Source organism: Pseudomonas sp. PGPR40 (genome assembly GCF_022014505.1).
GTDB lineage: Bacteria > Pseudomonadota > Gammaproteobacteria > Pseudomonadales > Pseudomonadaceae > Aquipseudomonas.
In genome coordinates, this window is the sequence record NZ_JAKLSP010000001.1 from 189,271 (window position 1) to 212,631 (window position 23,361).

A 23,361-nucleotide genomic window follows, 5' to 3' on the forward strand; every position below is an offset into this window, starting at 1 on the left:
TTTTTGCAAGTTTCTTTTACGTGCGCTTCTTAAGCTGCGGGTCTTTTGCCAAAAGGACTTCGCATGACCGTCCCATTTCCCACTACAAACCGTACCTGGACAGCAGCACCGACCACCTCGGCGTCTTTCGAGCCTGCACCTGATCTTTTGGCGCAGAAGGTCTCGCACGCTCAAAACAATAGTCAGCACTTTCAGCACCCGCCATCCGGGGTGTCCAGCGTTAAGGACAATAGGGCAGGGCCGACGTATGTCGAGCGCGACAGCTTCGACTCGGACGTTATAAGTAATCAACAAACCCTCGATGCAAGCTGGAAAGAGGTGGTGGATCATCTAAGTACCCAGCAGTTAACCGCGCAGCAAATGCGCAAGATTGTCCAGACCGGTTTCCTGCAAGAAAGTACAACAGGCAAAGCGCTGAGTTCACTAATCGGCGAAGCGATGATGCGATCGATACCGCTGACTGATGATCTGAGCGCAGATCAACTGCGCAACATCGTGGATGTGGTTTCTCATCTCCCACCGCAGGACTGGCCCGTTGCGTTCGGTGGAACATTCAAATTTCCCGAGGCCCCCTCTGGCCATAACGTTCTGGAGTATATTCAGTCCCGATTGAAGTGATCGTTTGATGAAGAGCAGAAAAAAATCGCGACGGGCGAATTGTTGGCGAACGCTGAATGGGCTGGCCTTAAAAAGGCTCTCATGCAAAGCCACATCCATATTGATGCATCCGGGTTCGAGCTTGATCAGACATTGCACAAGCTGGAAGAAATGCTTGTTATCCGGCCGTCTCCGGGGCAAGCAGAACACGCATTGGGCCAGTTTCTCAAACTGTGCAACGTCTCCGGTGAAAACCTTCTACCAACAGCATTACGCAGAGATATCGAGACGTTGCGAAAGAGTATTACCTCTAAAGCAGCTCAGTCGGCCAGCCAGTCCAGCGAAAAGAACGACCTGCAATTATTCCCTGCCGCGCCCGAACAATATCCATGGGCCGAATGGGAAAATACTCCCGGCTTGCTGTCATTGCTCGCTGAAATCGAACGCAAATCCGATTTCCATGAAGAGGTCGTTATCAGCGGTCCGCGTTGGCCAAAAAACATTGCCGCGAGGCTGGTGTTTATAGTGAATGCGTTAGATACCTGCGGGATACCTTCACTGGGTAAATCCCTGATTGCCTATGCAAAGCCCACCCATCCCGTCAAAGAACAAAAAGCCGATTCGCAGCAGACTATCGTGTCTCGAGCGCAGACGAACGTAACGCTTGAACAGCCATCGAACGCCGGTCGCCAGGTTGAACCGCTAACAGCGCCAACCCGTGACAGGCCGGTCCACGAGCCGGTTTATTCCGAGAGGGCTTCTGCGGTCGTCCGCATGGCCGAGCAGGTTGCCGAGCTCGACACGTTTATGACGCAGGCAATCACTGGTTATCGTCCCGTGGAGGGCGCCATAGATGCCCCTGATCCCATGAGGTTGCTAGCGGATATCAGAAACTTCGCCGAGTCAGTCAGCGTACGAACTCCACTTCGCCAAACTCCGGCTTCATCATTTGGCAACGTCGATAGTCCTTATGCCGATACGGTAATAACGGTGACGAACGAATCGGATGAGGACGATACGTGGCGGGCGATGGGAAATCAGTTGGGGACTTGGCTACAGGTCGCAGCCGGTTACCTGGCGTCGATGGGCATGTCGACCGTTCAGCAACACCCGCATGCGACGGCTACCATTGCGATGGCTGCCCTGTATGCCGTGGTCAACGAGTTCTACAACCGCTGGTTTCCCGACAATGTTCAGACACTCCCGATCGATGCGCACTTTGCCGAGGAGACGAATCCGCAGCTGCGAAAACACATCACCGAGGACGTGGAATTACTTCTGGGCACATTGCCGGAAGTTTCCCGAGCCGTCAGGGAGCGGATCGCAAACTCCACCTATGAAAATCCTCATCAGGATCCACATTTGGTGACGGATGTAGATTACTTGTTACAGCAGCCTGTATCTGCACATCTGGGCATGAGCTATAAACAGCTGATTGAGGAAACAGTTGAGCACAGTCTAGACATTTATGTTCATGATGAAGCCACAACGAACGAACGATCGGAACGCAAACCACGTGCCGCCGAGTATGTGCTGGACGCCTTGATCGACTTGGATACCCCATTGAAAGCTGATAGCGACTTGCAATCGAATGTCATTGAAATGCTCGATTCCAACCAGAACGGTCCGCTGGCGATTCCTGCAGGAACATCGATCCATGAACCGCTCGAACTTTACAAACAGGCACTGGACGATTCCAAGTTGCTTGCGTGGTTCGAAATTAAAGGCATGAACCTCACAACACTGCGTATTCATTCGGACTTTGTTACCCACGAGGTCACCCATGGCGGCGAGAGCACCCAGGAAAAATTTACCCTATGGGATGACTCCGGGTGGTGGCAGGTCTCCGCTCAACTGCTCGACGCCAGAAACGTACTCGATCCCGGCGATGTCGGTTTGGGTTATATGAATGAAGCCTCGAATGAACTTGCGCGTGACGTGTTGCTCCAGTTTTACGGTGTCACGCCGCCACTCTCTGAAGAGGGAGCAGAAAGATGTGCCGCTCAACTGAAATCGCAGGGCTGGCCGGAGTTCAACAGGGCCCGATTGCAGGAGAACCTTGAAACGGTGAAGCAGGCTATCGGGGAGGCCGAAGAACGTGAGCGCCTGGCTCTTGATCTGGAACAAAGCGTAAGTGGCATGGCCAATAATGCGTCCGTTACATTGTCTGATCAGTATGCTGACATTGCCGGCACCTCGCCGCTGGCGCGAAAAAGTCAGGAAGCACGTCGCCATCTCAAAGAATTGCTCGAATTGCCGGCGATGATCGAGCTTGGTAAAGCTAATAACTTTAATTGCTTTGAGAACCGCTACAGAATTTTTGAAAACAAACTCCAATGCTTTACTTATATGAACGGATGGACATGGCGTGACCTGACTGACTTTGTCAGCGATCAGCCCATTTTGAAAGAAAAGCTCAACAAGTTGATACCAATGGTGAAGGAGATCGGACATGTTCTGTACAACAGTGAATCCTACAACCTGCAACAAGTCCTGCGCTTCAAGGGTTTTGATTTGCCGAAAAATGCAGAAGACGTACGCAACATCATTCAATGGCTGAAAACACCTTTCCCTCCGTCACCAGCCTTGGGCAATTATGCCGCCGACTTATTGAGGGGCAGTCCGGCAACGGTAACACTTTCTCAGAACGATAAAACCAAAATCATTGAAGCATCCAAAGAGTTTTTAAGCGAGGGCGGGTCAATTATTGATCAGGTGGTAGGCGGACTGCTAAAGGAGATGTCGGTCGAAGGGCGGCGCGACAACGCCGATGTGCTGTTGGGCGCATTATTGGGCGCGGCGCAATCCGACACATGGGGAAGTCAATTGCTCACGAAACTTAATTGGTATGGATCCTCGGAAGGGCAAACACCCACGAAACAACATTATCAACAATTGTTACTTGCGGCAATCAAACTCGGTGTAGATCCTGTCGCTTCAGGCAAGTCCGGTACAATAGCTGGTTATGAGATCTACCAGCCGAGCAATCTGGGGCGTGGTATGGGCGCCGTACGTGAAGACATTGAGCGACACCTGATTAATAAGGGAGTCAGTGCGCTGTCGGCACCTTTGGTCGCTCATATATTCCTCGCCGATATAGCACCTGAATTTCTTGTGCATAATAAAGGCGAAAACATTTTAATGGGTAGTTCCAACTGGATGAGTCAGCGTTTGGGGGCTGCTGTCGCTGAAATGAAGAGCCCCGGTTGTTCGAGATCTATGACCCCGGGACAACTCAATGAACTTTCTATGCTGGAGCCAGTAACGACAGAGACTCGACTTTTATTTCAAGTCCTCGGCGTTGATATCTTGGTTGGATGGGGAGTAATGAACGGAGTGATTCGCCAATCCACGGAGTCGAACTATTCGCTTGAGGATTATACGAACTCGGCGAATAGATATGCCCAACAAAGAGCCGAGCTCAGCCGGGCATTCAAAGCCTGTACTCAGCCGCTGCGAACACGAAGAGAGTTGGCTATTATTGAACTTCGCAAAGTTTTTCCGGGGCTTAGTGTTGGTGAGATAGAGGCCAAGAAACTCTGGTCAACCAGTCTTTCTGAAGATTGGAATTTGAAAGCATCAACAGGGAGAGATCATGGCCTGATCGAGATATACATGGCAGGCGATTTAAAGGAAGGTGATTGGTTCGATTCCCGCAAGGGTTGGAAACATCCAGAGTTAGACCGCGCAATCCGGAAATTACCCGATCTGACTCCGATTGTAACAGCCTCCGTGGACGCCTATTTCGAAGAGTTCAAGGAAGCATTTATCGCTCCATCCAAACTGCTGATATCCACTTTGCCGTTGGAGGACCGCCAACGCCTGGAGCTGGGAAAGGTAGAGTTGTTTACTCTCCGTGAAGAAACAGGACGTTTGAAGGAAAATGAAACGCCGGAGATGCAAGCCGCTTACCGTGGGAAACACGGTACATTGATACGTTGTGAGTACCAGACGTCCGTCAGTTATTTTGAGCTTTTTCCAGGACAGATGAAAATCATCAAACGCACCGACCTGCCGGATGTACTACCGCTCAATGGAAAAATGAAAACCGAAAAGGCCAAAGTCAGTAGTGGCCCGGCGGTCAATGCCCCCGTGCAACGTGGAACGGATCTGCCATTTGATTTCCAGGCCTACTCAACCGGCTCCCAACTCAGGGCGAATGTGAGTTCCTCCAAATTGATAATCGAAAAGCTTGGCAGTGACTTTCCCGGCACGCCTTTACAGGCAAGTGATAATCAAACGAGCTACGTACCCAATATCTATTTTTCGGACAAAATTTCTCGAATCGTCAACAGTGTGATCGTTGACAATTTTTTACTGGGGCAAAGAGAGTCTCTGTTAAAGCAGGCAAAAGGGTCAACCAGTCGGGAGGAAAAACAGGCGACGCTGGACAGCATAGGTGACTATCTGCTGAAACTCATTCCCTTTGTCGGTTGTATACAAGACTTGATTTCGGGAACTCGCATGGGGCTCATCAATGGCGCATTTGGATGTTATACAGATGTGGTGGCTGGCCTGAATGGTTTGGTTCGTGGAGCCGGTAAAGTTGTTGGGTTATTGAAATCTGCTGTGCCCGTCAGACTCAAAGCCTTTGATGCATTGCAAACCACTGTTTCTACTGTCGTGTCCGCGATCAATCCACTAAGCGGGTTCGGCGATCTGCTGGTGGGGGGGTGAGAGGGGTAAGACGCGTCGGTAACTCCTTGGCGAGTGGCATATTCAAATTGACTGACAATGGCATCGCTCGTCTGCAAACGGGTGTAGATCAGCTTCGGTGTTTCCTGGGAGGGCCAGCCAGCGGCGCTGCTGCTGCAAAATTTTCCAAGCGGATGAATACCGAAAAACTCATCAGGGGAATGAGTCGGAACTCCACCGTAACCGCCGTTGACGTCAGCGGAAAATGGTATCAACTTGATATGAACGGCATTCCTTTTGGGCCTGCGCTTGATGATTTCAGACCGCAGCGCTGACCGGCATTCGCTAGCGGCCGGCTAACAAGCGGTCAGCAGCAAAAGCCTACCCCATGAAAAAACGCCTTCGCGGGCAATCTCCGCGAGGGCGTCACTTCAGTGCGTCAACTATTAGTTCAACGATGTTGCCCTGGAAGTCATAGCGGTCGGTATGGCTGTAGCGATCTTCCTCGCCGGAGATCTTGGTGGCCGCCACTTCTTCAAGCAACGCGGCAGCACCGCCGACGACTTTCTCGGGCGGGAAGGTCAGGCCGACGACGCGGGTTTGCAGGTCTTTCACGTCTTTGTTCAAACCGTCGGCCAACGCGTCCATCCCCTTTGGGAGCGGGCTTTCCCGCGATGACGGCGTCACATTCGATACATCTGTCGGCTGATCCACTGCTTTCGCGGGCAAGCCCGCTCGCCGCTGCGCTAATATGCCCACCACTCAAACAACAAGGCTCGCCCGGTCAATGTCGGAAAAAGACACCATCGCCATTCAACTGGTGCGTGAAGCGCTGTTGCAAAGTTGCGCCCCTGGCGCTGCCACCGAAGAGGTGTTGCACAAGGTCGGTATCGATCCGGCGTTGCTGGAGACCACCGACGCCCGTGTTCCGGCCACTGCTTATGCAAGGCTGTGGCGCTTGCTGGCCCGGCGCGGCGACGATGAGTTTTTTGGCATGGACCCGCGCAAGCTCAAGTCCGGCAGCCTGGCGTTTCTCTGTCGCTGTTCGATGGCTCAGCCGAGCCTGGCCGCCGGGCTGATCTCAGGCCTGAGCTTTCTGTCGTTGATGCTCGAACGCATGCCTGCGCAACTGGTTCGCCAGCAAAGCCTGGCGGAAATCGTCTTGCTGGAGAACGATGATGACCCGCGTCGCGCCTTCACCTACTTCACTTACTGGATGATCGTGCACGGCGTGGCCTGCTGGCTGGCGGGGCGGCGGATTCCGATCCTGGCCATTGAGTTGCGTTGCGCGCAGCCGGATTTTTGCGATGACTATCGGGTGATGTTCTCCGAGAACCTGCGGTTCGACCGGCCGCGCACGCGAATGATTTTCTCGGCCGATTGCCTGGATTTGCCGATCAAGCGCAGCCCTGAAGAACTCAAGCGATTCCTCGCCCATGCGCCAGCGAACATTTTGGTGAAATACCGCGATCCGGAGAGCCTGGCCAGCCGGATCAAGCATGACTTACGGCAACTGCCCGCTGAACATTGGCCGGAAACCGAGGCGTTGGCGCAGCGGCTGTGCATGTCAGCCTCGACCCTGCGTCGACGCCTGGCTGAAGAGGGCCAGACGTATCAGGGGCTCAAGGACAGTGTGCGCAAGGAATTGGCCATCGTCTGGCTGGCCGAACCGGCCATCAGCTTTGCTGAAATCGCTACACGTTTGGGGTTTTCCGATGCGAGTTCGTTCTACAAGGCGTTTCGCAAGTGGTCGGGGTCTAATCCGGGGCATTATCGGAGTTTGATTCTTAACGAGGCGAGTTGATCCGGATTGTGTGTTGATTGGTCTGGCGCTTTCGCGGGCAAGCCTCGCTCCTACAAGGGCGATGATGATCCGGACCTGTAGGAGCGAGGCTTGCCCGCGAAGGCGTCCGCCCAGGCGCCACATCCCTTGAACCTTGGCCAAACCAGTCACGCAACTTGATAGCTTTGACCATTGTCCCGCTCCCCGCGCAGAGCGAGTATTTCCCTGTTAGTTACGGTTCCCCCCAACCTAATAAAAATACAGAGGGATTCTGGCAATGCGCGATTACTTGTCTGCCACGTCACAGTTCAATTATCAGCACACCGTCGATGCCGCGCTCACAGGGTCGTTGAGCGCGCTGAACGCCTGCGTCGAGTGTTGCGACCGGCATGCCTTGCCGGGGCGCATCGCGCTGTTCTGGGAAGGCCGCGACGGCGCCAGCGCGACCTACACCTTCAGCGACTTGCAGGACAAAGCCGCGCGGTTTGCCAATTTCCTGCTGGCCCAGGGCGTGAAGAAGGGCGATAAAGTCGCCGGCCTCTTGCCACGCAACATCGAATTATTGATCACCGTGTTCGCCACCTGGCGCATCGGCGCGGTCTATCAGCCGCTGTTTACCGCCTTCGGCCCGAAAGCCATCGAACATCGCCTCAACAGCTCCGGTGCCAAAGTGGTGGTCACCGACGCGGTCAATCGCCCGAAACTCGCTGAAGTGGCCGACTGCCCGACCATCGTCACCGTTGGCGGCGCCAAGGGCCAAGGCATCGTGCGTGGCGACTTCAGTTTCTGGGCCGAAGTGGCCAATTATTCCCCCAAGTGCGAACCGGTATTGCTGAGCGGCGAAGACCCGTTCCTGTTGATGTTCACCTCGGGCACCACCGGCCCGTCGAAAGCGCTGTCAGTGCCGCTCAAGGCGATCGTCGCGTTCCAGAATTACACCCGTGACGCGGTGGATTTGCGTCCTGAAGACGCGTTCTGGAACGTCGCCGATCCGGGCTGGGCCTATGGCATCTATTTCGGCGTCACCGGGCCGATGGCGATGGGGCATCCGATCACCTTTTACGATGGCCCGTTCACCCTCGAAAGCACCTGCCGGGTGATCAACAAATACGGGATCACCAACCTCACCGGTTCACCCACAGCGTATCGCTTGCTGATTGCCGGTGGCGACGAGTTTGCCCGTTCGATCAAGGGCAAGTTGCGCATCGTCAGCAGCGCCGGTGAGCCACTGAACCCGGAAGTGATTCGCTGGTTCGCCGATAATCTCGACGTGGTGATCCACGACCATTACGGCCAGACCGAACTGGGCATGGTTCTGTGCAATCACCACGGCCTCGATCATCCGGTACACGTCGGCGCTGCGGGTTTCGCCTCGCCGGGCCACCGCATCGTGGTACTCGATGACGAATACAAAGAACTGGGCGTCGGCCAGCCGGGCATTCTGGCTATCGACCGTACCCAGTCGCCGATGTGCTGGTTCGGCGGCTACGAAGGCGCACCGACCAAGGCCTTCGTCGGCAACTATTACCTGAGCGGCGACACCGTCGAGTGGAACCCGGACGGCAGCATCAGCTTCGTCGGCCGCAGCGACGACGTGATCACCACGTCCGGTTATCGCGTTGGCCCGTTCGACGTGGAAAGCGCGCTGATCGAACACCCGGCAGTGGTCGAAGCGGCGGTAATCGGCAAACCCGACCCGGAACGCACCGAGCTGGTGAAAGCCTTCGTCGTACTCAGCCCGCAATACCGCGCCGCGCCAGAGTTGGCAGAAGAGCTGCGCCAACACGTGCGCAAGCGTCTGGCGGCGCACGCGTACCCCCGTGAAATCGAATTTGTCAGCGAATTGCCGAAAACCCCAAGCGGCAAATTGCAGCGCTTTATCTTGCGCAACCAGGAAATCGCCAAGGCTCAAGAGGCCGCCGCGAAGAACGTTTCAGCTTGAATCCAAGGAAACAATGATGCAGATCGAAAACAAGGTTTTTCTCGTCACCGGCGGCGCGTCCGGCCTCGGTGCCGCCACCGCTGAAATGCTGGTGGCGGCTGGCGCCAAAGTGATGCTGGTGGACATGAACGCCGAAGCCGTCGCGGCGCAGGCTGCACGTCTCGGCGCGCAAAGCGTGGTGGCCGATATCAGCAACGAAGCGGCTGCCGAGACTGCTGTGCAAGCAGCGGTCAAAGCATTCGGCGCGCTGCATGGGCTGGTGAACTGCGCCGGCATCGTGCGTGGCGAGAAAATCCTCGGCAAGAACGGCCCCCATGCGCTGGACAGTTTTAGCCAGGTGATCAACGTCAACCTGATCGGCAGTTTCAACATGTTGCGCCTGGCGGCGGCGGCGATTGCCGAAACCGAAGCCGACGAAGACGGTGAGCGTGGCGTGATCATCAACACCGCGTCGGCCGCAGCCTTCGACGGCCAGATCGGCCAGGCTGCGTATGCGGCTTCAAAAGGCGCGATTGCCAGCCTGACCTTGCCCGCCGCCCGTGAACTGGCGCGCTTCGGCATCCGCGTGATGACCATCGCCCCGGGCATTTTCGAAACGCCGATGATGGCCGGCATGACCCCTGAAGTGCGCGAGTCCTTGGCCGCTGGCGTACCGTTTCCACCGCGCCTGGGCAAGCCGAGCGAGTACGCCGCGCTGGTCAGGCATATCATGGAAAACAGCATGCTCAACGGCGAGGTGATCCGTCTCGACGGTGCCTTGCGCATGGCCGCCAAATAAGGAGGATTTGTCATGACTATCACCAACGATCCAATCGTTATCGTCAGCGCCGTCCGTACCCCGATGGGCGGTTTCCAGGGTGAACTGAAAAGCCTGACCGCGCCGCAATTGGGCGCCGCAGCGATTTGTGCTGCCGTCGAACGCGCCGGTGTCGCCCCTGAATCCGTGGAAGAAGTGCTGTTCGGCTGCGTACTCTCCGCCGGTCTCGGCCAGGCCCCGGCGCGGCAAGCCGCACTGGGCGCCGGGCTGGATAAATCGACCCGTTGCACGACGCTGAACAAGATGTGCGGCTCGGGCATGGAAGCCACGATTCTGGCTCACGACATGCTGATCGCCGGCAGTGCCGACGTGATCGTCGCCGGCGGCATGGAAAGCATGTCCAATGCGCCATTCCTGCTGGACCGCGCTCGCAGCGGTTACCGCATGGGCCATGGCCGGGTGCTCGATCACATGTTCCTCGACGGCCTGGAAGACGCTTACGACAAGGGTCGCCTGATGGGCACTTTCGCTGAGGATTGCGCTGAAACCAACGGCTTCAGTCGCGAAGATCAGGACGCGTTTGCGATTGCTTCCACCACCCGCGCGCAACAGGCGATCAAGGACGGCAGTTTCAACGCCGAGATCGTGCCTGTGCAGGTGATGGTCGGCAAAGAGCAGGTGCTGATCAGCCACGATGAACAACCGCCGAAAGCCAAACTGGACAAGATCGTCTCGCTGAAACCGGCGTTCCGCGATGGTGGCACTGTGACTGCGGCGAACTCCAGTTCGATCTCCGATGGCGCGGCGGCACTGGTGCTGATGCGCCGTTCCGAAGCCGAGAAACAAGGCCTGAAGCCGCTGGCAGTGATTCATGGTCACGCTGCCTTTGCCGACACCCCGGGGCTGTTTCCGGTGGCACCGGTGGGCGCGATCAAGAAGCTGATGAAGAAAACCGGCTGGTCGCTGGACGAAGTCGAGTTATTCGAAGTCAACGAAGCTTTTGCCGTGGTCAGCCTGGTGACCATGACCAAACTGGAAATCCCTCACGAGAAGATCAACGTCCACGGGGGGGCCTGCGCTTTGGGCCACCCAATTGGTGCATCTGGCGCGCGGATCCTCGTGACCTTGCTCTCGGCCTTGCGCCAGAAAGGCCTGAAGCGCGGCGTTGCAGCGATCTGCATCGGCGGCGGCGAAGCCACGGCCATGGCTGTGGAATGCCTGTACTAAGGGCTGACGCCAATCCCTGTGGGAGCGGGCTTGCTCGCGAAGGCGGTATGTCATTCAACATTGATGTCGACTGACACGGCCTCTTCGCGAGCAAGCCCGCTCCCACAGGTCTTGTGTTTCAACTTGAATTTTAAGGACTTGGCATGATTCCCAATGACGAACAACTTCAGATCAGCGATGCGGCCCGGCAGTTTGCCCAGGAACGGCTGAAACCGTTCGCCGCCGAATGGGACCGCGAACATCGCTTCCCCAAGGAAGCCATCAGCGAGATGGCCGACTTGGGCTTCTTCGGCATGCTGGTGCCGGAGCAGTGGGGCGGTTGCGACACCGGTTACCTGGCCTATGCCATGGCCCTGGAAGAAATTGCTGCCGGCGACGGTGCCTGCTCGACCATCATGAGCGTGCACAACTCGGTGGGTTGTGTGCCGATCCTCAAGTTCGGCAATGACGATCAGAAAGAGCGCTTCCTCAAGTCACTCGCCAGCGGTGCGATGCTCGGTGCGTTTGCCCTGACCGAACCGCAAGCCGGCTCCGATGCCAGCAGCCTGAAAACCCGTGCTCGGCTGGACGGCGATCACTACGTGCTCAACGGCTGCAAGCAGTTCATCACCTCCGGGCAGAACGCCGGAATTGTGATCGTGTTCGCGATGACAGACCCAAATGCGGGTAAGCGTGGGATCACTGCGCTGATCGTGCCCACCGATTCGCCGGGCTATAAAGTCGCGCGAGTCGAAGACAAGCTTGGCCAGCACGCCTCCGATACCTGCCAGATCCTCTTCGAGGATGTGAAAGTCCCGGTGGCCAACCGACTGGGTGAGGAGGGCGAAGGCTACAAGATCGCCCTGGCCAACCTTGAAGGCGGCCGTGTCGGCATCGCCTCGCAATCGGTGGGCATGGCCCGCGCCGCGTTTGAAGCGGCCCGCGACTATGCTCGTGAACGCGAGAGCTTCGGCAAACCGATCATCGAACATCAGGCGGTAGCCTTTCGGCTAGCGGACATGGCAACCCAGATCGCCGTGGCCCGGCAGATGGTGCATTACGCGGCGGCGTTGCGTGACAGCGGCAAACCGGCGCTGGTGGAAGCGTCCATGGCCAAGCTATTCGCTTCGGAAATGGCCGAGAAGGTCTGCTCCTCGGCGTTGCAAACCCTGGGCGGTTACGGTTACCTGAACGACTTCCCGCTGGAGCGGATCTACCGCGACGTGCGGGTTTGCCAGATCTATGAAGGCACCAGCGACATTCAGCGCATGGTCATTTCGCGCAATCTTTGAGAAGGAATCCACCTATGAACTACGAAACGATTTTGCTGGAAACCCACGGTCGCGTTGGCCTGATTACCCTCAACCGTCCGCAGGCGCTGAATGCGTTGAATGCGCAAATTGTCAGTGAACTGAATCATGCCCTCGATGGCCTGGAAGCCGATTCGAACATCGGTTGCATCGTGCTGACCGGCTCGAAAAAAGCCTTCGCCGCCGGTGCCGACATCAAGGAAATGGCCGAACTGACCTACCCGCAGATCTACCTCGATGACTTGTTCAGTGACAGCGATCGCGTGGCCAACCGCCGCAAGCCGATCATTGCCGCGGTCAACGGTTTTGCCTTGGGCGGTGGTTGTGAACTGGCGTTGATGTGCGACTTTATTCTGGCGGGCGACAATGCCAAATTCGGTCAACCGGAAATCAATCTTGGCGTATTGCCGGGCATGGGCGGCACCCAGCGCCTGACCCGCGCGGTGGGCAAGGCCAAGGCCATGGAAATGTGCCTGAGTGGGCGTTTGATCGATGCGGTGGAAGCGGAGCGTTGCGGCATTGTGGCGCGCATCGTGCCGGCGGATGAGCTATTGGAAGAAGCGCTGAAAGTCGCAGCGCTGATTGCCAAGAAGTCGCTGCCGATTGCGATGATGGTCAAGGAAAGTGTCAACCGCGCCTTTGAAGTCAGCCTGTCGGAAGGCGTTCGATTCGAGCGCCGGGTGTTCCATGCGGCGTTTGCCACGCAGGATCAAAAGGAAGGGATGGCGGCGTTTATTGCCAAGCGTGAGGCGGAGTTCGTCGGCAAGTAACCCACTCTGATCGTTCCCACGCTCTGCGTGGGAATGCCTCAACGGACGCTCCGCGTTCGGCTTTTGATGGGACGCGGAGCGTCCCGGGCTGCATTCCCACGCAGAGCGTGGGAACGATCGTGTCTGCGGCGACTCTCTAGACCAAGTAGTGCTTGAGCTCCCGGGCAATCACCATCCGCTGTATCTCGCTCGACCCTTCATAAATCTGCGTGATCCGCGCATCCCGGTAGTAACGCTCCACCGGGTAGTCTTCCAGATACCCATACCCGCCATGAATCTGTATCGCCGACGAGCAGACCTTCTCGGCCATTTCCGAGGCAAACAGCTTGGCCTGTGAAGCCTCCGACAGACACGGCTTGCCGGCACTGCGCAACCGCGCGGCGTGCAGGATCAGCAAACGCGCGGCGTTCAGCCGGGTGTGCATGTCGGCCAGCATATTGGCGATGCTCTGGTGCTCGATGATCGGCTTGTCGAACTGCACCCGATCCCGCGCGTAAGCCAGCGCCGCTTCAAATGCTGCCCGGGCGATGCCCAAGGCTTGCGCGGCGATGCCGATGCGGCCGCCTTCGAGGTTGGAGAGGGCGATGGCCAGGCCTTTGCCGCGTTCACCCAGCAGATTGGCCTCGGGAATCGTGCAATTGTTCAGGGTGACGGCGCAGGTATCGGAAGCACGAATCCCCATCTTGTGTTCACTGCGGTCGACGATGAAACCCGCGGTTTCGGTCGGCACCAGGAACGCCGAGATGCCGCGCTTGCCCAACTCCGGATCGGTCACGGCGAAGACGATCGCCAGTTTCGCTCGCCTGCCGTTGCTGACGAATTGTTTGGCGCCGTTGATCACCCATTGGCCATCGCGCAGTTCGGCGCGGGTGCGCAAGTTGTGGGCCTCGGAACCGGCCTGGGGTTCGGTGAGGCAAAAGCAGCCGATGGCCTGGCCGCTGGCGAGGTCCGGCAACCATTGCTGTTTCTGTTCTTCGGTGCCGTAGTTGAGCACCGGCCCGCAGCCCACGGAATTGTGGATGCTCATCAGCGCACCGGTGGCGCCGTCACCGGCGGAAATCTCTTCCACCGCCAAGGCGTAGGCAACGTAGTCGACATAAGTGCCGCCCCATTCCTCGGGCACCACCATGCCCAGCAGACCCAGTTCACCCATCTTCGCCACCAGACCGTCATCGATCCAGCCGGCCTTTTCCCAGGCTTGTGCGTGGGGCGCGATTTCGCCACGGGCAAAATCCCGGGCCATATCGCGGATCATCACTTGCTCTTCGCTCAATTCGATATCGTGCATGGCTCAGCTCCAGCTTGGGTCGAACCCGGTGAAAAAACTCGCCACGTGCTCGGCGTCCAGCGCTTGCAAGGTCGGCGGGTTCCAGCGCGGGTTCTTGTCTTTGTCGATCAGCAAGGCGCGCACGCCTTCGATCAGGTCGCCGCGTTCGAACCACTGGCGATCCAGATGCAGTTCGAGGGCGAAGCACTGTTCCAGGCTCAGGTGCCGACCGCGTCGCAGCATTTCCAGGGTCACGCCCATGGCCAGCGGTGAACGGCTTTCCAGCAGATCCGCCGTGGTTTTCGCCCATTCGTGACTATCGGCAACCGTCACTTCGCGCATTTGCTCCACCATACCCGGCACGTCGGGCAGCGCGAAGAAGTGATCGATGGCCGGGCGCAATGCGATCAGTGGCGCATCGGGCAGTTGCTGAACGGCGAGTTTCGCCAGCAGGCCTTGCAGATCCTTGAGCGGCGTGTCGTGCCATTCGAGATGATCGAGTTGCTCGTCCAGCGTGCCCAGCTTTTCGCTTTCCAGGTACCAGTCAGCAAGGCCGCAATAGAGCGCATCGGCGGCGCGAATCTGCACGCCAGTGACGCCGAGATAAATACCCAGTTCACCGGGAATGCGCGGCAGGAAATAGCTGCCGCCAACGTCCGGGAAATAACCGATGGCCACTTCCGGCATCGCCAGACGGCTGCGCTCGGTGACCACGCGCAAATCGGCGCCTTGCACCAGCCCCATGCCACCGCCCAGGACAAAGCCGTCCATCAAGGCCAGGACCGGTTTGCGATAGTGATGGAGGGCGAGGTCAAGGGCGTACTCCTCGACGAAGAAGTCTTCGTGCAGGGTGTCGCCACTTTTGAAACTGTCGTACAGCGAACGGATATCGCCGCCGGCACAGAACGCTTTCTCACCGGCACCGCGCAAGACTACCGCATGAACCTGCGGATTCTGTGCCCAGGCATCGAGCTGCTGTTGCAGGCTGCGGACCATTTCCAGGGTAATGGCGTTGAGGCCGGCGGGACGATTGAGGGTCAGGTGACCGATGTGATTGCGAACCTCGGCCAACACTTCGTTTTGCGTGGCATCCATGGGCTGTGTTGCCGGGGATGAAACCTGAGCAGTCATCACTAACTCCCTGCTTTTATTGTTCTTTATAGAGAAGCTCGCGCGCGAGCGATGCTGGATCGTATCAGTGCAAAATTGTGATGTACAACCGGGATACGTGCAGGTGCTGTTTGCATTTTTACCTTATGGCAAGATCAAAGGATCTTTCTTTTGATCTTCAACCCTTACTGGAAAATACATCCCCGATGCTACGCCGCTTGGCATGCAACTCACTGGCATGGATCAGTTGCTCAAGGTCTTCGGGGGTGACGTCGTAGAAGGCCTCCATGTCGGCGAGGGCCAGTTTAAGATCCGCGGCAGTGATCGCCTGGCTGTCGGGGAGGGGCATCATCGGTGCCGGTTCAGCGGGACGTTTGGGGTAACGAATGCGCGTCAAATTGTTGTACGCCAGTGCGCTGAGCAGCATTGTCGAGCCACTGAGCATCACCGGGCCGAGGGCTTTCCAGTCCAGGGCAATGGTCGCCGGGTCTGCCAACACCAACAGCAACGCCAACGCCCCGGCCGGCGGGTGCAGGCAACGCAGCCAGCACATCAGAATCAGCGCCATGCCCGCCGCGAGGCAGGCGCTGCCGAGGGTGCGTCCGAGTACGTGAGCGACCAGCAACGAGACCACCCCGGCACTCAAATAACCGCCAAGAATCGACCACGGCTGGGCGAGGGCGCCTGAGGACACAGCAAACAGCAATACCGCGGATGCCCCCAGCGGGCCGATCAGGTGCTGCGCCACTTCCATGCCGAATACCTGACTGCAGAGCCAGACGCTAAACATCGTCCCCAGGGCCATGCCGATCGCGGCGCGGCTCCATTCTGAAGGGCGGGTATTGATAGCGGCAGGTAACCAGCGAGCAAGCATGAGGCAAACGGTCCATATAAAATCGAGGCAAAAAAAAGGCTTAGCTGGAATACCCAGAAAGCCCTTGAAGTAGTTCCAACTATTGGGGGAGGAACGGCGCACAGTGTGCCGATCAATCGTTATGCTGACAAATTCATATTAATGCAGCTTCAATGCATTATTTTTGCAGTCACCCGCCGATGACCAACACGATTTGTTCACGCCACGACCGAGGCCGCTGGCCATTGCTGATGGGGAATCGGCAGGTTGCGCGATTCACCGCGGCCCATCGGGAAGTACAGGAAGCCGTTGCGGGCCAGGCGCTCGGCGTCGTACAAGTTGCGCCCGTCGAAGATCACCGGTGCCTTCAAACGTTGCTGGATCAGGTTGAAGTCCGGCGCCTTGAACTGCTGCCATTCGGTGCAGATGATCAGCGCGTCGGCCCCCGCGAGCACCGATTCCGGCGTGCCCATGAGCATCAGTTTCGATTCGTCGGGGTAAAGGTGTTGGGTTTCCTGCATCGCTTCCGGGTCGAACGCTCGCACATGGGCCCCGGCAGCCCATAGCGATTCCAGCAGCACCCGGCTCGGCGCATCGCGCATGTCGTCGGTGTTAGGCTTGAAGGCCAGGCCCCACACGGCGAAGGTCCTGCCGCGCAAATCGCCTTGGTAGAAGGCGTTGATGCGTTGGAACAGTTTGTGTTTCTGCCGCTGGTTGATGGCTTCCACCGCTTGCAGCAGGTCGCTGGAGCAATGGGCCTGTTCGGCACTGTGAATCAGCGCGCGCATGTCCTTGGGGAAGCACGAGCCACCGTAACCGCAGCCGGGATAGATGAAGTGGTAACCGATGCGCGAATCGGCACCAATGCCCAGCCGCACCGATTCGATATCGGCGCCCAAATGTTCGGCCAGCTCGGCGATCTGGTTGATGAAACTGATCTTGGTCGCCAGCATGCAATTGGCGGCATATTTGGTCAGCTCGGCGCTGCGCAGGTCCATGAACATGATTCGGTCATGGTTGCGGTTGAACGGAGAGTAAAGGTCGCGCATCACGTCACGCACGTCATCGCGTTCACAGCCAATGACGATGCGGTCCGGGCGCCGACAATCGGCCACGGCCGAACCTTCCTTGAGAAACTCGGGGTTGGAGACAATATCGAACTGCAACAGCCGACCGACCTTGAGCAGGCACTTTTCGATATGCGCGCGCAAGGTATCGCCCGTGCCCACCGGCACCGTGGATTTCTCCACCAGAATCACCGGTTGTTCCCGGTGACGCGCCACTGCTTCACCCACCGACAGCACGTATTTCAGGTCCGCCGAACCATCATCCCGCGAAGGCGTGCCGACGGCGATGAACAACACCTGGCCATGTTGCACCGCGAATTTTTCGTCTGTGGTGAACTGCAGCCGTCTGGCTTCCAGGCTTTCGCGCACCAGGCTGGCCAGCCCCGGTTCGAAGATGCTGACGTGGCCCTGTTGCAGCAACGCGACTTTGTTCTCGTCAATGTCCATGCACACCACGTCGTGGCCGACTTCAGCCAGGACGGCAGCTTGCACCAGGCCAACATAACCGCTGCCAAATACACTGATTTTCATGGAGCTCTCCTGAGAGGGGGCGCGTGAGCAGGTCGAGAATTGATCGTGATGACTCCGAGGATGACCAGCGCCACCCCCAGGGTTTTCGAAAGGCTGAAGGTTTCGTTGAACAGCGGCAGGCTGGCGGCCAGCACGTACACCAGCGCATAGCTGATGCTCAGCAGCGAATAGGCCCGACCCAGCGGCAGATCCCGCAGGGCGGCGAGCCAGGTGAGCATCGACACGGCATAGGCGAGAATGGCGGCCAGCACGACGGCCATGGCGGACACATCGACGCTGCCGTTACTCAAGGCGGATATCAATTGTTCGGGATGCGGCAAGCGGGTCATGCTCCAGCGCATGCCCAACTGGGCGGCGCTGCCCAGCAATACGCTGATCAGGGCGAAGGCGAGTCCGCGATGCAGGCTCATGCGTGTTGCCCCAGCAACGCCACACCGGCGATCACCAGCGCCACGCCCAGCCAGTGCCGGCGGTCGATGGTTTCGTGAAAGACGAAGCGGGCGACCAGTGTGATCAATACGAAATTCAGGCTGAGCATGGGATAGGCGACGCCGACTTCGAGGCGCTGCAACACCAGCAGCCAGACCAGCAAGCCCAATCCCAGAGCGGCGAGTGCCAACCACAGCCACGGCGAGCGCAGTTTTTCGCCCCAGGTCGACGCCTTGCCGCGCCAACTTTCCACGGCGTATTTCTGGGCGATCTGGCCCAGGCAGGTCAGCAGGCAGGCAGCCAATACGAGCAGCAGGCTCATGATGCCTCCTGAGGCAAAATCAGCATCATCGGATTGCCTTGTTCATAACGTTTGCCATCCTTGGGCAGTCGCTGGTGGACTTCGAGCAGCCGCGGTTGCTGAGTCAGGATAGGCCAGGCCATGTTTCAATTCGTCTATCGTGTTGTTTCCAGTCAAGCAGACGTTCGGTACTGGTGATGCCTGGTTTCGCCGACAACCCAAGAAGCCACCATTGACTTTCCAGTCCATGGTCGGCAGCGTTACGGCCCGGCGGGCTCAAAGGATGACGGGAGCCTGCGTATTTATTCATTTCAAGGCCCGTTTCATTGATTGACTTACCTGCTACTGAATCCCTCGTTTCAAAAGCCAACCCGTTGACCCTGTATCTGGCGCGTCTGGCGCCGTCCAGCCAGTTGACCATGCGTTATGTGTTGCAGGACGCCGCCGACCGTTTGGACTTCGAAGACATGAACATCGAAGAGATTCCCTGGCATCAACTGCAGCCCGAGGATGTCGTTGCGCTGGTGGCGACCTTGCGCGAAGACGGCTACGCGCCGAACACCTCGTCGCTCTACGTTAATGCGGTGCGCGGAGTGATGAACGAAGCGTGGCGCATGAGCCTGATCAGCCAGGAGCACTTGCTGAAAATGCGCTCGGTCAAAGGCATTGCCGGCACGCGGCTGTCCCAGGGACGCAACCTCAAGCGCACTTTGATCCGCGATCTGATGGAGGTATGCGCGGCCGATCCACGGCCACAAGGGCTGCGGGACGCGGCCATCATCGGGATTCTGTACGGTTCGGGGATGCGCAAATCGGAATCGGTGAACCTGGACCTGGCCCAGGTGGATTTCACCGAGCGCAGCCTGTGCGTCACCGCCAAGGGCAACAAACAGCTGATCAAGTACGCGCCAGCCTGGGCTTTCGCCAAACTGGACGCGTGGCTGGAGTTGCGGCGTTCGCAATTAAAGGAGGGTGAAACAGACGACCCATTCCTGTTCAACCGCATCCGCCGTGGCAGCCATATCACCCGCGAGCGCATCACCAAGCATGCGATCTACTACATTGCCCGGCAACGCGGCGCACAGGTGGGGGTAAAAATCATGCCGCACGATTTCCGGCGCTCGTTCATCACCCGAGTGATTGAAGAGCATGACCTGTCGATCGCGCAGAAACTGGCCCACCACAGCAACATCCAGACCACCGCCAATTACGATGTGCGCGACGATAACGAACGTCGGCGGGCGGTTGATCGTTTCGACCTTTGAGGATGCCGATGCCGCTGTCGCTATGTTGCTGCCGGACAGCCCCGTGACGCTCCGGTTGCAGCTTGGCTGATGGCGGCCGCCAGGCGTTTCAGATTGTTTTGATGAGCGATCACCAAGTCATCAATGCTCGCGCCGGAAACGGTCTGCAACGTGCTGCGACAAGTGACCATTGCTGCATCGCCATTGCCGAGACTGCGCAGGCGCCATCTGACATCGATCAACGCATATTGGCCGGGAATCGAATCAAAGCGCTGAATGTCCAGACGCAACGACACTTTGCGTTGCAGGTTATTGTTGACCAGTTGATCGACCAGGGCGCTGCGTAGTTCGTCCACCAGACTCGCGCCCCACCATTCGGTTTCGAGGATTGCGAGGCCGGCGTTGCCCTGGCGAATGACGATCTGCGGGCGGTCGACCTGGGGCGGCACGGTGATCGCTTCGATCTGAATTTCCGCGCCGCTGCTGCTGGCGACGCCCGGTTGGGCCGGGGTCAGGGTGTGGAACCGAATAGGGTCGCTGCTGCACGCGGTGAGCAACAATAATGCGGTTACCAGCGTGATCTTTAGCGAAAAAGCCATGGGTGTTGCTCCTGTGATCAGTTGCGCGGTGGCGGCTGCAAGTCTATCGGCGCGGCATTGTCGGGACGGCCGCGAATCAGCGATTCCGGGTTCCGGCCCAGATAATCCGAGAGCTCCCGCAACGAGCGCGACATGCGTCCGAGTTCGGTCAGGGTGTCGTTCAGCTGTTCCCGTTGCGGCGAATCGTCAGCGAGGGTCGAGCTGGCCGATTGCAAAGTCTTGCTGACCTCCGCCAGGGTGGTTTGCACGCCGGGCAGGGTCCTGGCGTTGAACTGTACGAGGCCCTTGCGCAACTCGACGAGGTTGCTGTCGAGGTTGCCGGCAATGCGTTCAATGGGCAGCTGATTGATCTTGTTGACCATGCCTTCGAGTTTTTCCTGCAACTGCTCGAGGCTGCCAGGTATGGTGGGCACACTGACGGGGCGGGCGGTCGGATCGAACACGACTTTCTCCGCTTTGGGGTAGAAGTCCAGCGCGATGTAAAGCTGACCGGTCAGCAGATTGCCGCTGCGGGCCTGAGCCCGCAGGCCGTTTTCGATGAAGCTGCCCATCAGCTTTATGCTTGCGGCTTCGTCTTCAGGATTATGTTTCAAGGCCTCGAGCATTTTTAAATGAGCCTGGCCGAGGCGTTGCGGGTAGATCATGATGCCGACATTGAGTGGAAAACTGCGTTTTTTCGCGTCGAAATCCAGATTGATCGATACGACTTTGCCGAATTCCACGCCGAGGAACTCCACCGGCGCATCGATCTTGAGCCCGCGCAAGGCCTGATCGAAGCGCAGGCTCAAGTACTGCCCTTTACCGTGGGGGGGAGCGAGGGCCGTTTGCTGATCGACGAACAGGTCGAAGGCTTTATTCTCGCTGGCTGGCTGATCGTTGGGGCTGTATTCCGGTGCGCGAAACGCGATGCCGCCCACCAACAAGGACGACAAGGACTCGGTACTCACCGCAAAACCGTTGGCACCCACGCTCACATCGATACCACTGGCATTCCAGAACCGGGTGTTCTCCGTGACAAAGACGTCATTGGGCGAATGCACGAAGACTTCAATGTTCACCCCTTTGCCATCGGCATCCAGTGCATACGCCACCACTTGCCCGACCGGAATCTTGCGGTAGTAGAGGGGGGAGCCAATATCCAGCGAGCCGAGGTCCTGAGTGTGCAGCATGAAGCGCTTACCCGGCTCGCCATAGGTAATGGGCGGCGGGTTTTCCAGACCGATGAAGTGTTTGGAACGGGCATTGGCCTGACCGATGTCGGCGCCAATGTAGTCACCCGACAGCAGCGTATCGATGCCCGAGACGCCGCCAGCACCAATGCGCGGGCGCACGACCCAGAATTGCGAATCTTCGCGGGTAAAGCTCTCAGCCTGTTTGTCGAGTTTGATCGTGGCGTTGACGCTTTTCTGGTCGTTGCTCAGCTTTACTTCCGAGACATGGCCGATGACCACGTTGCGATACTTGACCTCGGTCTTGTTGGCCGTGAGGCCGCTGCCGGTCTTGAAGGTGACCGTGATGGTCGGACCTTCCTGCATCACGCTGTGTATCACCAGGGAGATCCCCACCAGAACCGCAACGATCGGCACGATCCACACCAGCGAAACGCTGAAGCGACGGGTCTTGATACTGGCCTGGCCAGGGGCTTGCGGCCCATCAGTGGCTTGCGACTTCATCCGTGAGCTCCTCGTTGTGGTTTTTCCCGCGCCTTATCCGGCTCTTTATCCCAAATCAATCGCGGATCGAAACTCATTGCCGACAGCATGGTGAATACCACCACCAGACCAAAAAACAGAATGCCCAGGCGCGGTTGAATATCGCCCAGAGCCTGGAATTTGACCAGTGCGGCGACCAGCGCGACAACAATGACATCGAGCATCGACCAGTAGCCGATCAGCTCGACGAATCGGTAAAGCTTCGAACGCTCCTTGCGCGCCCAAAGGCTGCCGCGTTGCACCGTGATCAGCAGCAAAGAGAGGGCAACGAACTTGATGCCCGGCACCGCAATACTGGCGATGAAAATGATCAAGGCAATGTCCCACGCACCATGTTCCCAGAATTCCAGCACACCGCCCATGATGGTGCTGTCGGAGCCACTGCCGAACAGGCTGGTGTTCATGACCGGCAACAGATTGGCCGGGATGTAAAACACCAATGCGGCCAGCAGATAGGCCCATGTGCGGGTCAATGAATCGGCTTTACGGGCATGCAGTGGCGCGCCACAGCGTTCACATTCATGAGGGTTGTCGGTTAGGTCGCAGGCCAGGCCGCAGCTGTGGCACAGGCACAGGTTGAGTTCGCTGGCGAGCGGTGGCGTGCTCATAAAATGTTCCACAGTTCGCGCACATCGCGTCCGGCGATGCGAATCAACAGCAGGCTGAGAACGGCCAAGGCAAACAGGCCGATGCCGGGGATGACATCCAGTAACCCTGCAAGTTTGAACACCGCGACCATTGCGCCCAGCAGACAGACTTCAAGCATGCTCCAGGGCCTGAGGGCTTCCAGCCAGCGCATGCACAGTTTGAAACCGGGCGAGCGTCGATGTCCGAGGGCGAAGCTCAAGACCCAGATCAGCAACACAAGCTGAAAAAGCGGGGCGAGGATGATGGAGATCGCCGCCACCAACGCGATAAAGGTGATCGGCCCCTGGCTCAATGCCAACACCGAATCCCACAGCGTCGCACTGTTTTTCAGGCCCTTCATGCTGATGCTCATGACGGGATAGAAGTTGGCGAAAATCCACAGCATCATTGCCGTGAAAGCCAACGCCAGACGCTGCTCCACCGACAGTCCGCTATAGCGCTGGAGCACGCCGCCGCAGCAGGTGCACAGGGCTTTTTGATGTTTGGCGAGCGTGACTTTTTCATACACGCAGTCGCAGTGCTCGCAAATGATCAGTTGGTCAGTCGTAGCCATCGGCCGCACTCGCCAGGAGACAGGAAAATCAGAGCACACCCTCAATA

General features: G+C 57.9%; 19 protein-coding genes and 3 pseudogenes. 10 read left to right on the forward strand and 12 right to left on the reverse strand.

Annotation, left to right across the window (positions count from 1 at the left end; translation table 11 throughout):
- The first annotated feature begins 63 nt into the window (after positions 1 to 63).
- The 3 genes from MEB48_RS00825 to MEB48_RS00835 all read left to right on the forward strand — a co-directional run bounded on the left by MEB48_RS00825 (position 64) and on the right by MEB48_RS00835 (position 5,567).
- Positions 64 to 618, forward strand: a complete 555-nt coding sequence (locus MEB48_RS00825) for a hypothetical protein (RefSeq protein ID WP_237880968.1) — start codon at positions 64 to 66, stop codon at positions 616 to 618.
- A gap of 81 nt (positions 619 to 699) precedes the next feature.
- Positions 700 to 5,274 (forward strand): hypothetical protein, encoded by a 4,575-nt coding sequence (locus tag MEB48_RS00830; protein ID WP_237880970.1) that lies wholly within the window; start codon positions 700 to 702, stop codon positions 5,272 to 5,274.
- Positions 5,275 to 5,321: 47 nt separating this feature from the next.
- Positions 5,322 to 5,567, forward strand: coding sequence for a hypothetical protein (locus MEB48_RS00835; protein WP_237880972.1), 246 nt, complete (start codon positions 5,322 to 5,324; stop codon positions 5,565 to 5,567).
- 94 nt (positions 5,568 to 5,661) lie between these two features.
- Here the strand turns inward: MEB48_RS00835 and MEB48_RS00840 are convergent.
- A pseudogene (locus tag MEB48_RS00840) lies at positions 5,662 to 5,886 on the reverse strand (imelysin family protein); the annotation flags it as partial.
- A gap of 133 nt (positions 5,887 to 6,019) precedes the next feature.
- Between MEB48_RS00840 and MEB48_RS00845 the strand changes: the two are divergent.
- From MEB48_RS00845 to MEB48_RS00875, 6 genes are all read left to right on the forward strand, one after another.
- Positions 6,020 to 7,036: an AraC family transcriptional regulator gene (locus tag MEB48_RS00845; protein ID WP_237880974.1), complete on the forward strand. Its 1,017-nt coding sequence runs from the start codon at positions 6,020 to 6,022 to the stop codon at positions 7,034 to 7,036.
- 256 nt (positions 7,037 to 7,292) lie between these two features.
- Complete coding sequence (locus MEB48_RS00850) at positions 7,293 to 8,957, forward strand: AMP-binding protein (protein WP_237880977.1); 1,665 nt, start codon at positions 7,293 to 7,295, stop codon at positions 8,955 to 8,957.
- Between the two features lie 16 nt (positions 8,958 to 8,973).
- Positions 8,974 to 9,735 carry an SDR family NAD(P)-dependent oxidoreductase gene (locus tag MEB48_RS00855; RefSeq protein WP_237880978.1) on the forward strand — a complete coding sequence of 254 codons (762 nt, stop codon included), beginning with the start codon at positions 8,974 to 8,976 and terminating at the stop codon, positions 9,733 to 9,735.
- A gap of 12 nt (positions 9,736 to 9,747) precedes the next feature.
- Positions 9,748 to 10,941: an acetyl-CoA C-acyltransferase gene (locus MEB48_RS00860; RefSeq protein WP_237880981.1), complete on the forward strand. Its 1,194-nt coding sequence runs from the start codon at positions 9,748 to 9,750 to the stop codon at positions 10,939 to 10,941.
- 143 nt (positions 10,942 to 11,084) lie between these two features.
- On the forward strand, positions 11,085 to 12,212 hold the full coding sequence (locus tag MEB48_RS00870) for an acyl-CoA dehydrogenase (protein WP_237880983.1): 1,128 nt from the start codon (positions 11,085 to 11,087) through the stop codon (positions 12,210 to 12,212).
- 14 nt (positions 12,213 to 12,226) lie between these two features.
- Positions 12,227 to 13,000 carry an enoyl-CoA hydratase gene (locus MEB48_RS00875; RefSeq protein ID WP_192342987.1) on the forward strand — a complete coding sequence of 258 codons (774 nt, stop codon included), beginning with the start codon at positions 12,227 to 12,229 and terminating at the stop codon, positions 12,998 to 13,000.
- Between the two features lie 136 nt (positions 13,001 to 13,136).
- Here the strand turns inward: MEB48_RS00875 and MEB48_RS00880 are convergent, their stop codons facing one another.
- The 7 genes and pseudogenes from MEB48_RS00880 to MEB48_RS29050 form a co-directional block, all read right to left on the reverse strand.
- Positions 13,137 to 14,288 (reverse strand): acyl-CoA dehydrogenase family protein, encoded by a 1,152-nt coding sequence (locus MEB48_RS00880; protein ID WP_237880985.1) that lies wholly within the window; start codon positions 14,286 to 14,288, stop codon positions 13,137 to 13,139.
- A gap of 3 nt (positions 14,289 to 14,291) precedes the next feature.
- Positions 14,292 to 15,398 carry an enoyl-CoA hydratase/isomerase family protein gene (locus MEB48_RS00885; RefSeq protein ID WP_237880987.1) on the reverse strand — a complete coding sequence of 369 codons (1,107 nt, stop codon included), beginning with the start codon at positions 15,396 to 15,398 and terminating at the stop codon, positions 14,292 to 14,294.
- 157 nt (positions 15,399 to 15,555) lie between these two features.
- Positions 15,556 to 16,251, reverse strand: coding sequence for an HPP family protein (locus tag MEB48_RS00890; protein WP_237880989.1), 696 nt, complete (start codon positions 16,249 to 16,251; stop codon positions 15,556 to 15,558).
- A 197-nt stretch (positions 16,252 to 16,448) separates the two neighbouring features.
- A complete protein-coding gene (locus tag MEB48_RS00895) occupies positions 16,449 to 17,828 on the reverse strand; it encodes a UDP-glucose dehydrogenase family protein (protein WP_237880991.1) in 1,380 nt (459 codons plus the stop codon).
- Complete coding sequence (gene arnF, locus MEB48_RS00900) at positions 17,825 to 18,238, reverse strand: 4-amino-4-deoxy-L-arabinose-phosphoundecaprenol flippase subunit ArnF (RefSeq protein ID WP_237880993.1); 414 nt, start codon at positions 18,236 to 18,238, stop codon at positions 17,825 to 17,827. The genes MEB48_RS00895 and arnF overlap by 4 nt, the downstream gene beginning before the upstream one ends.
- The gene (gene arnE, locus MEB48_RS00905; protein ID WP_095054006.1) at positions 18,235 to 18,579 is read right to left on the reverse strand and encodes a 4-amino-4-deoxy-L-arabinose-phosphoundecaprenol flippase subunit ArnE; all 345 of its coding nucleotides are present in this window, start codon (positions 18,577 to 18,579) and stop codon (positions 18,235 to 18,237) included. The genes arnF and arnE overlap by 4 nt, the downstream gene beginning before the upstream one ends.
- Positions 18,576 to 18,747: pseudogene (locus tag MEB48_RS29050) on the reverse strand (lipid IV(A) 4-amino-4-deoxy-L-arabinosyltransferase); the annotation flags it as partial. The gene arnE and the pseudogene MEB48_RS29050, both read right to left, overlap by 4 nt.
- A 137-nt stretch (positions 18,748 to 18,884) precedes the next feature.
- Between MEB48_RS29050 and MEB48_RS00910 the strand changes: the two are divergent.
- Positions 18,885 to 19,823, forward strand: a complete 939-nt coding sequence (locus MEB48_RS00910; protein ID WP_030131372.1) for a site-specific integrase — start codon at positions 18,885 to 18,887, stop codon at positions 19,821 to 19,823.
- Positions 19,824 to 19,843: 20 nt separating this feature from the next.
- Here MEB48_RS00910 and MEB48_RS00915 read toward each other — a convergent pair whose 3' ends face one another.
- The 4 genes and pseudogenes from MEB48_RS00915 to MEB48_RS00930 all read right to left on the reverse strand — a co-directional run bounded on the left by MEB48_RS00915 (position 19,844) and on the right by MEB48_RS00930 (position 23,314).
- The gene (locus MEB48_RS00915; RefSeq protein ID WP_237880995.1) at positions 19,844 to 20,401 is read right to left on the reverse strand and encodes a PqiC family protein; all 558 of its coding nucleotides are present in this window, start codon (positions 20,399 to 20,401) and stop codon (positions 19,844 to 19,846) included.
- Positions 20,402 to 20,418: 17 nt separating this feature from the next.
- A complete protein-coding gene (locus tag MEB48_RS00920) occupies positions 20,419 to 22,074 on the reverse strand; it encodes a PqiB family protein (RefSeq protein ID WP_237880997.1) in 1,656 nt (551 codons plus the stop codon).
- A pseudogene (locus MEB48_RS00925) lies at positions 22,055 to 22,721 on the reverse strand (paraquat-inducible protein A). Before MEB48_RS00925 ends, MEB48_RS00920 begins: the two are co-directional and overlap by 20 nt.
- Positions 22,718 to 23,314, reverse strand: a complete 597-nt coding sequence (locus MEB48_RS00930) for a paraquat-inducible protein A (RefSeq protein ID WP_237881001.1) — start codon at positions 23,312 to 23,314, stop codon at positions 22,718 to 22,720. Before MEB48_RS00930 ends, MEB48_RS00925 begins: the two are co-directional and overlap by 4 nt.
- Between the last annotated feature and the right edge of the window lie 47 nt (positions 23,315 to 23,361).

Bases quoted from the DNA above. Each gene is read 5' to 3' on its own strand.
- MEB48_RS00825 (WP_237880968.1), top strand. From the start codon at position 64: ATGACCGTCCCATTTCCCACTACAAACCGTACCTGGACAGCAGCACCG.
- MEB48_RS00830 (WP_237880970.1), top strand. From the start codon at position 700: ATGCAAAGCCACATCCATATTGATGCATCCGGGTTCGAGCTTGATCAG.
- MEB48_RS00845 (WP_237880974.1), top strand. From the start codon at position 6,020: ATGTCGGAAAAAGACACCATCGCCATTCAACTGGTGCGTGAAGCGCTG.
- MEB48_RS00850 (WP_237880977.1), top strand. From the start codon at position 7,293: ATGCGCGATTACTTGTCTGCCACGTCACAGTTCAATTATCAGCACACC.
- MEB48_RS00855 (WP_237880978.1), top strand. From the start codon at position 8,974: ATGCAGATCGAAAACAAGGTTTTTCTCGTCACCGGCGGCGCGTCCGGC.
- MEB48_RS00860 (WP_237880981.1), top strand. From the start codon at position 9,748: ATGACTATCACCAACGATCCAATCGTTATCGTCAGCGCCGTCCGTACC.
- MEB48_RS00870 (WP_237880983.1), top strand. From the start codon at position 11,085: ATGATTCCCAATGACGAACAACTTCAGATCAGCGATGCGGCCCGGCAG.
- MEB48_RS00875 (WP_192342987.1), top strand. From the start codon at position 12,227: ATGAACTACGAAACGATTTTGCTGGAAACCCACGGTCGCGTTGGCCTG.
- MEB48_RS00880 (WP_237880985.1), bottom strand. From the start codon at position 14,288: ATGCACGATATCGAATTGAGCGAAGAGCAAGTGATGATCCGCGATATG.
- MEB48_RS00885 (WP_237880987.1), bottom strand. From the start codon at position 15,398: ATGACTGCTCAGGTTTCATCCCCGGCAACACAGCCCATGGATGCCACG.
- MEB48_RS00890 (WP_237880989.1), bottom strand. From the start codon at position 16,251: ATGCTTGCTCGCTGGTTACCTGCCGCTATCAATACCCGCCCTTCAGAA.
- MEB48_RS00895 (WP_237880991.1), bottom strand. From the start codon at position 17,828: ATGAAAATCAGTGTATTTGGCAGCGGTTATGTTGGCCTGGTGCAAGCT.
- arnF (WP_237880993.1), bottom strand. From the start codon at position 18,238: ATGAGCCTGCATCGCGGACTCGCCTTCGCCCTGATCAGCGTATTGCTG.
- arnE (WP_095054006.1), bottom strand. From the start codon at position 18,579: ATGAGCCTGCTGCTCGTATTGGCTGCCTGCCTGCTGACCTGCCTGGGC.
- MEB48_RS00915 (WP_237880995.1), bottom strand. From the start codon at position 20,401: ATGGCTTTTTCGCTAAAGATCACGCTGGTAACCGCATTATTGTTGCTC.
- MEB48_RS00920 (WP_237880997.1), bottom strand. From the start codon at position 22,074: ATGAAGTCGCAAGCCACTGATGGGCCGCAAGCCCCTGGCCAGGCCAGT.
- MEB48_RS00930 (WP_237881001.1), bottom strand. From the start codon at position 23,314: ATGGCTACGACTGACCAACTGATCATTTGCGAGCACTGCGACTGCGTG.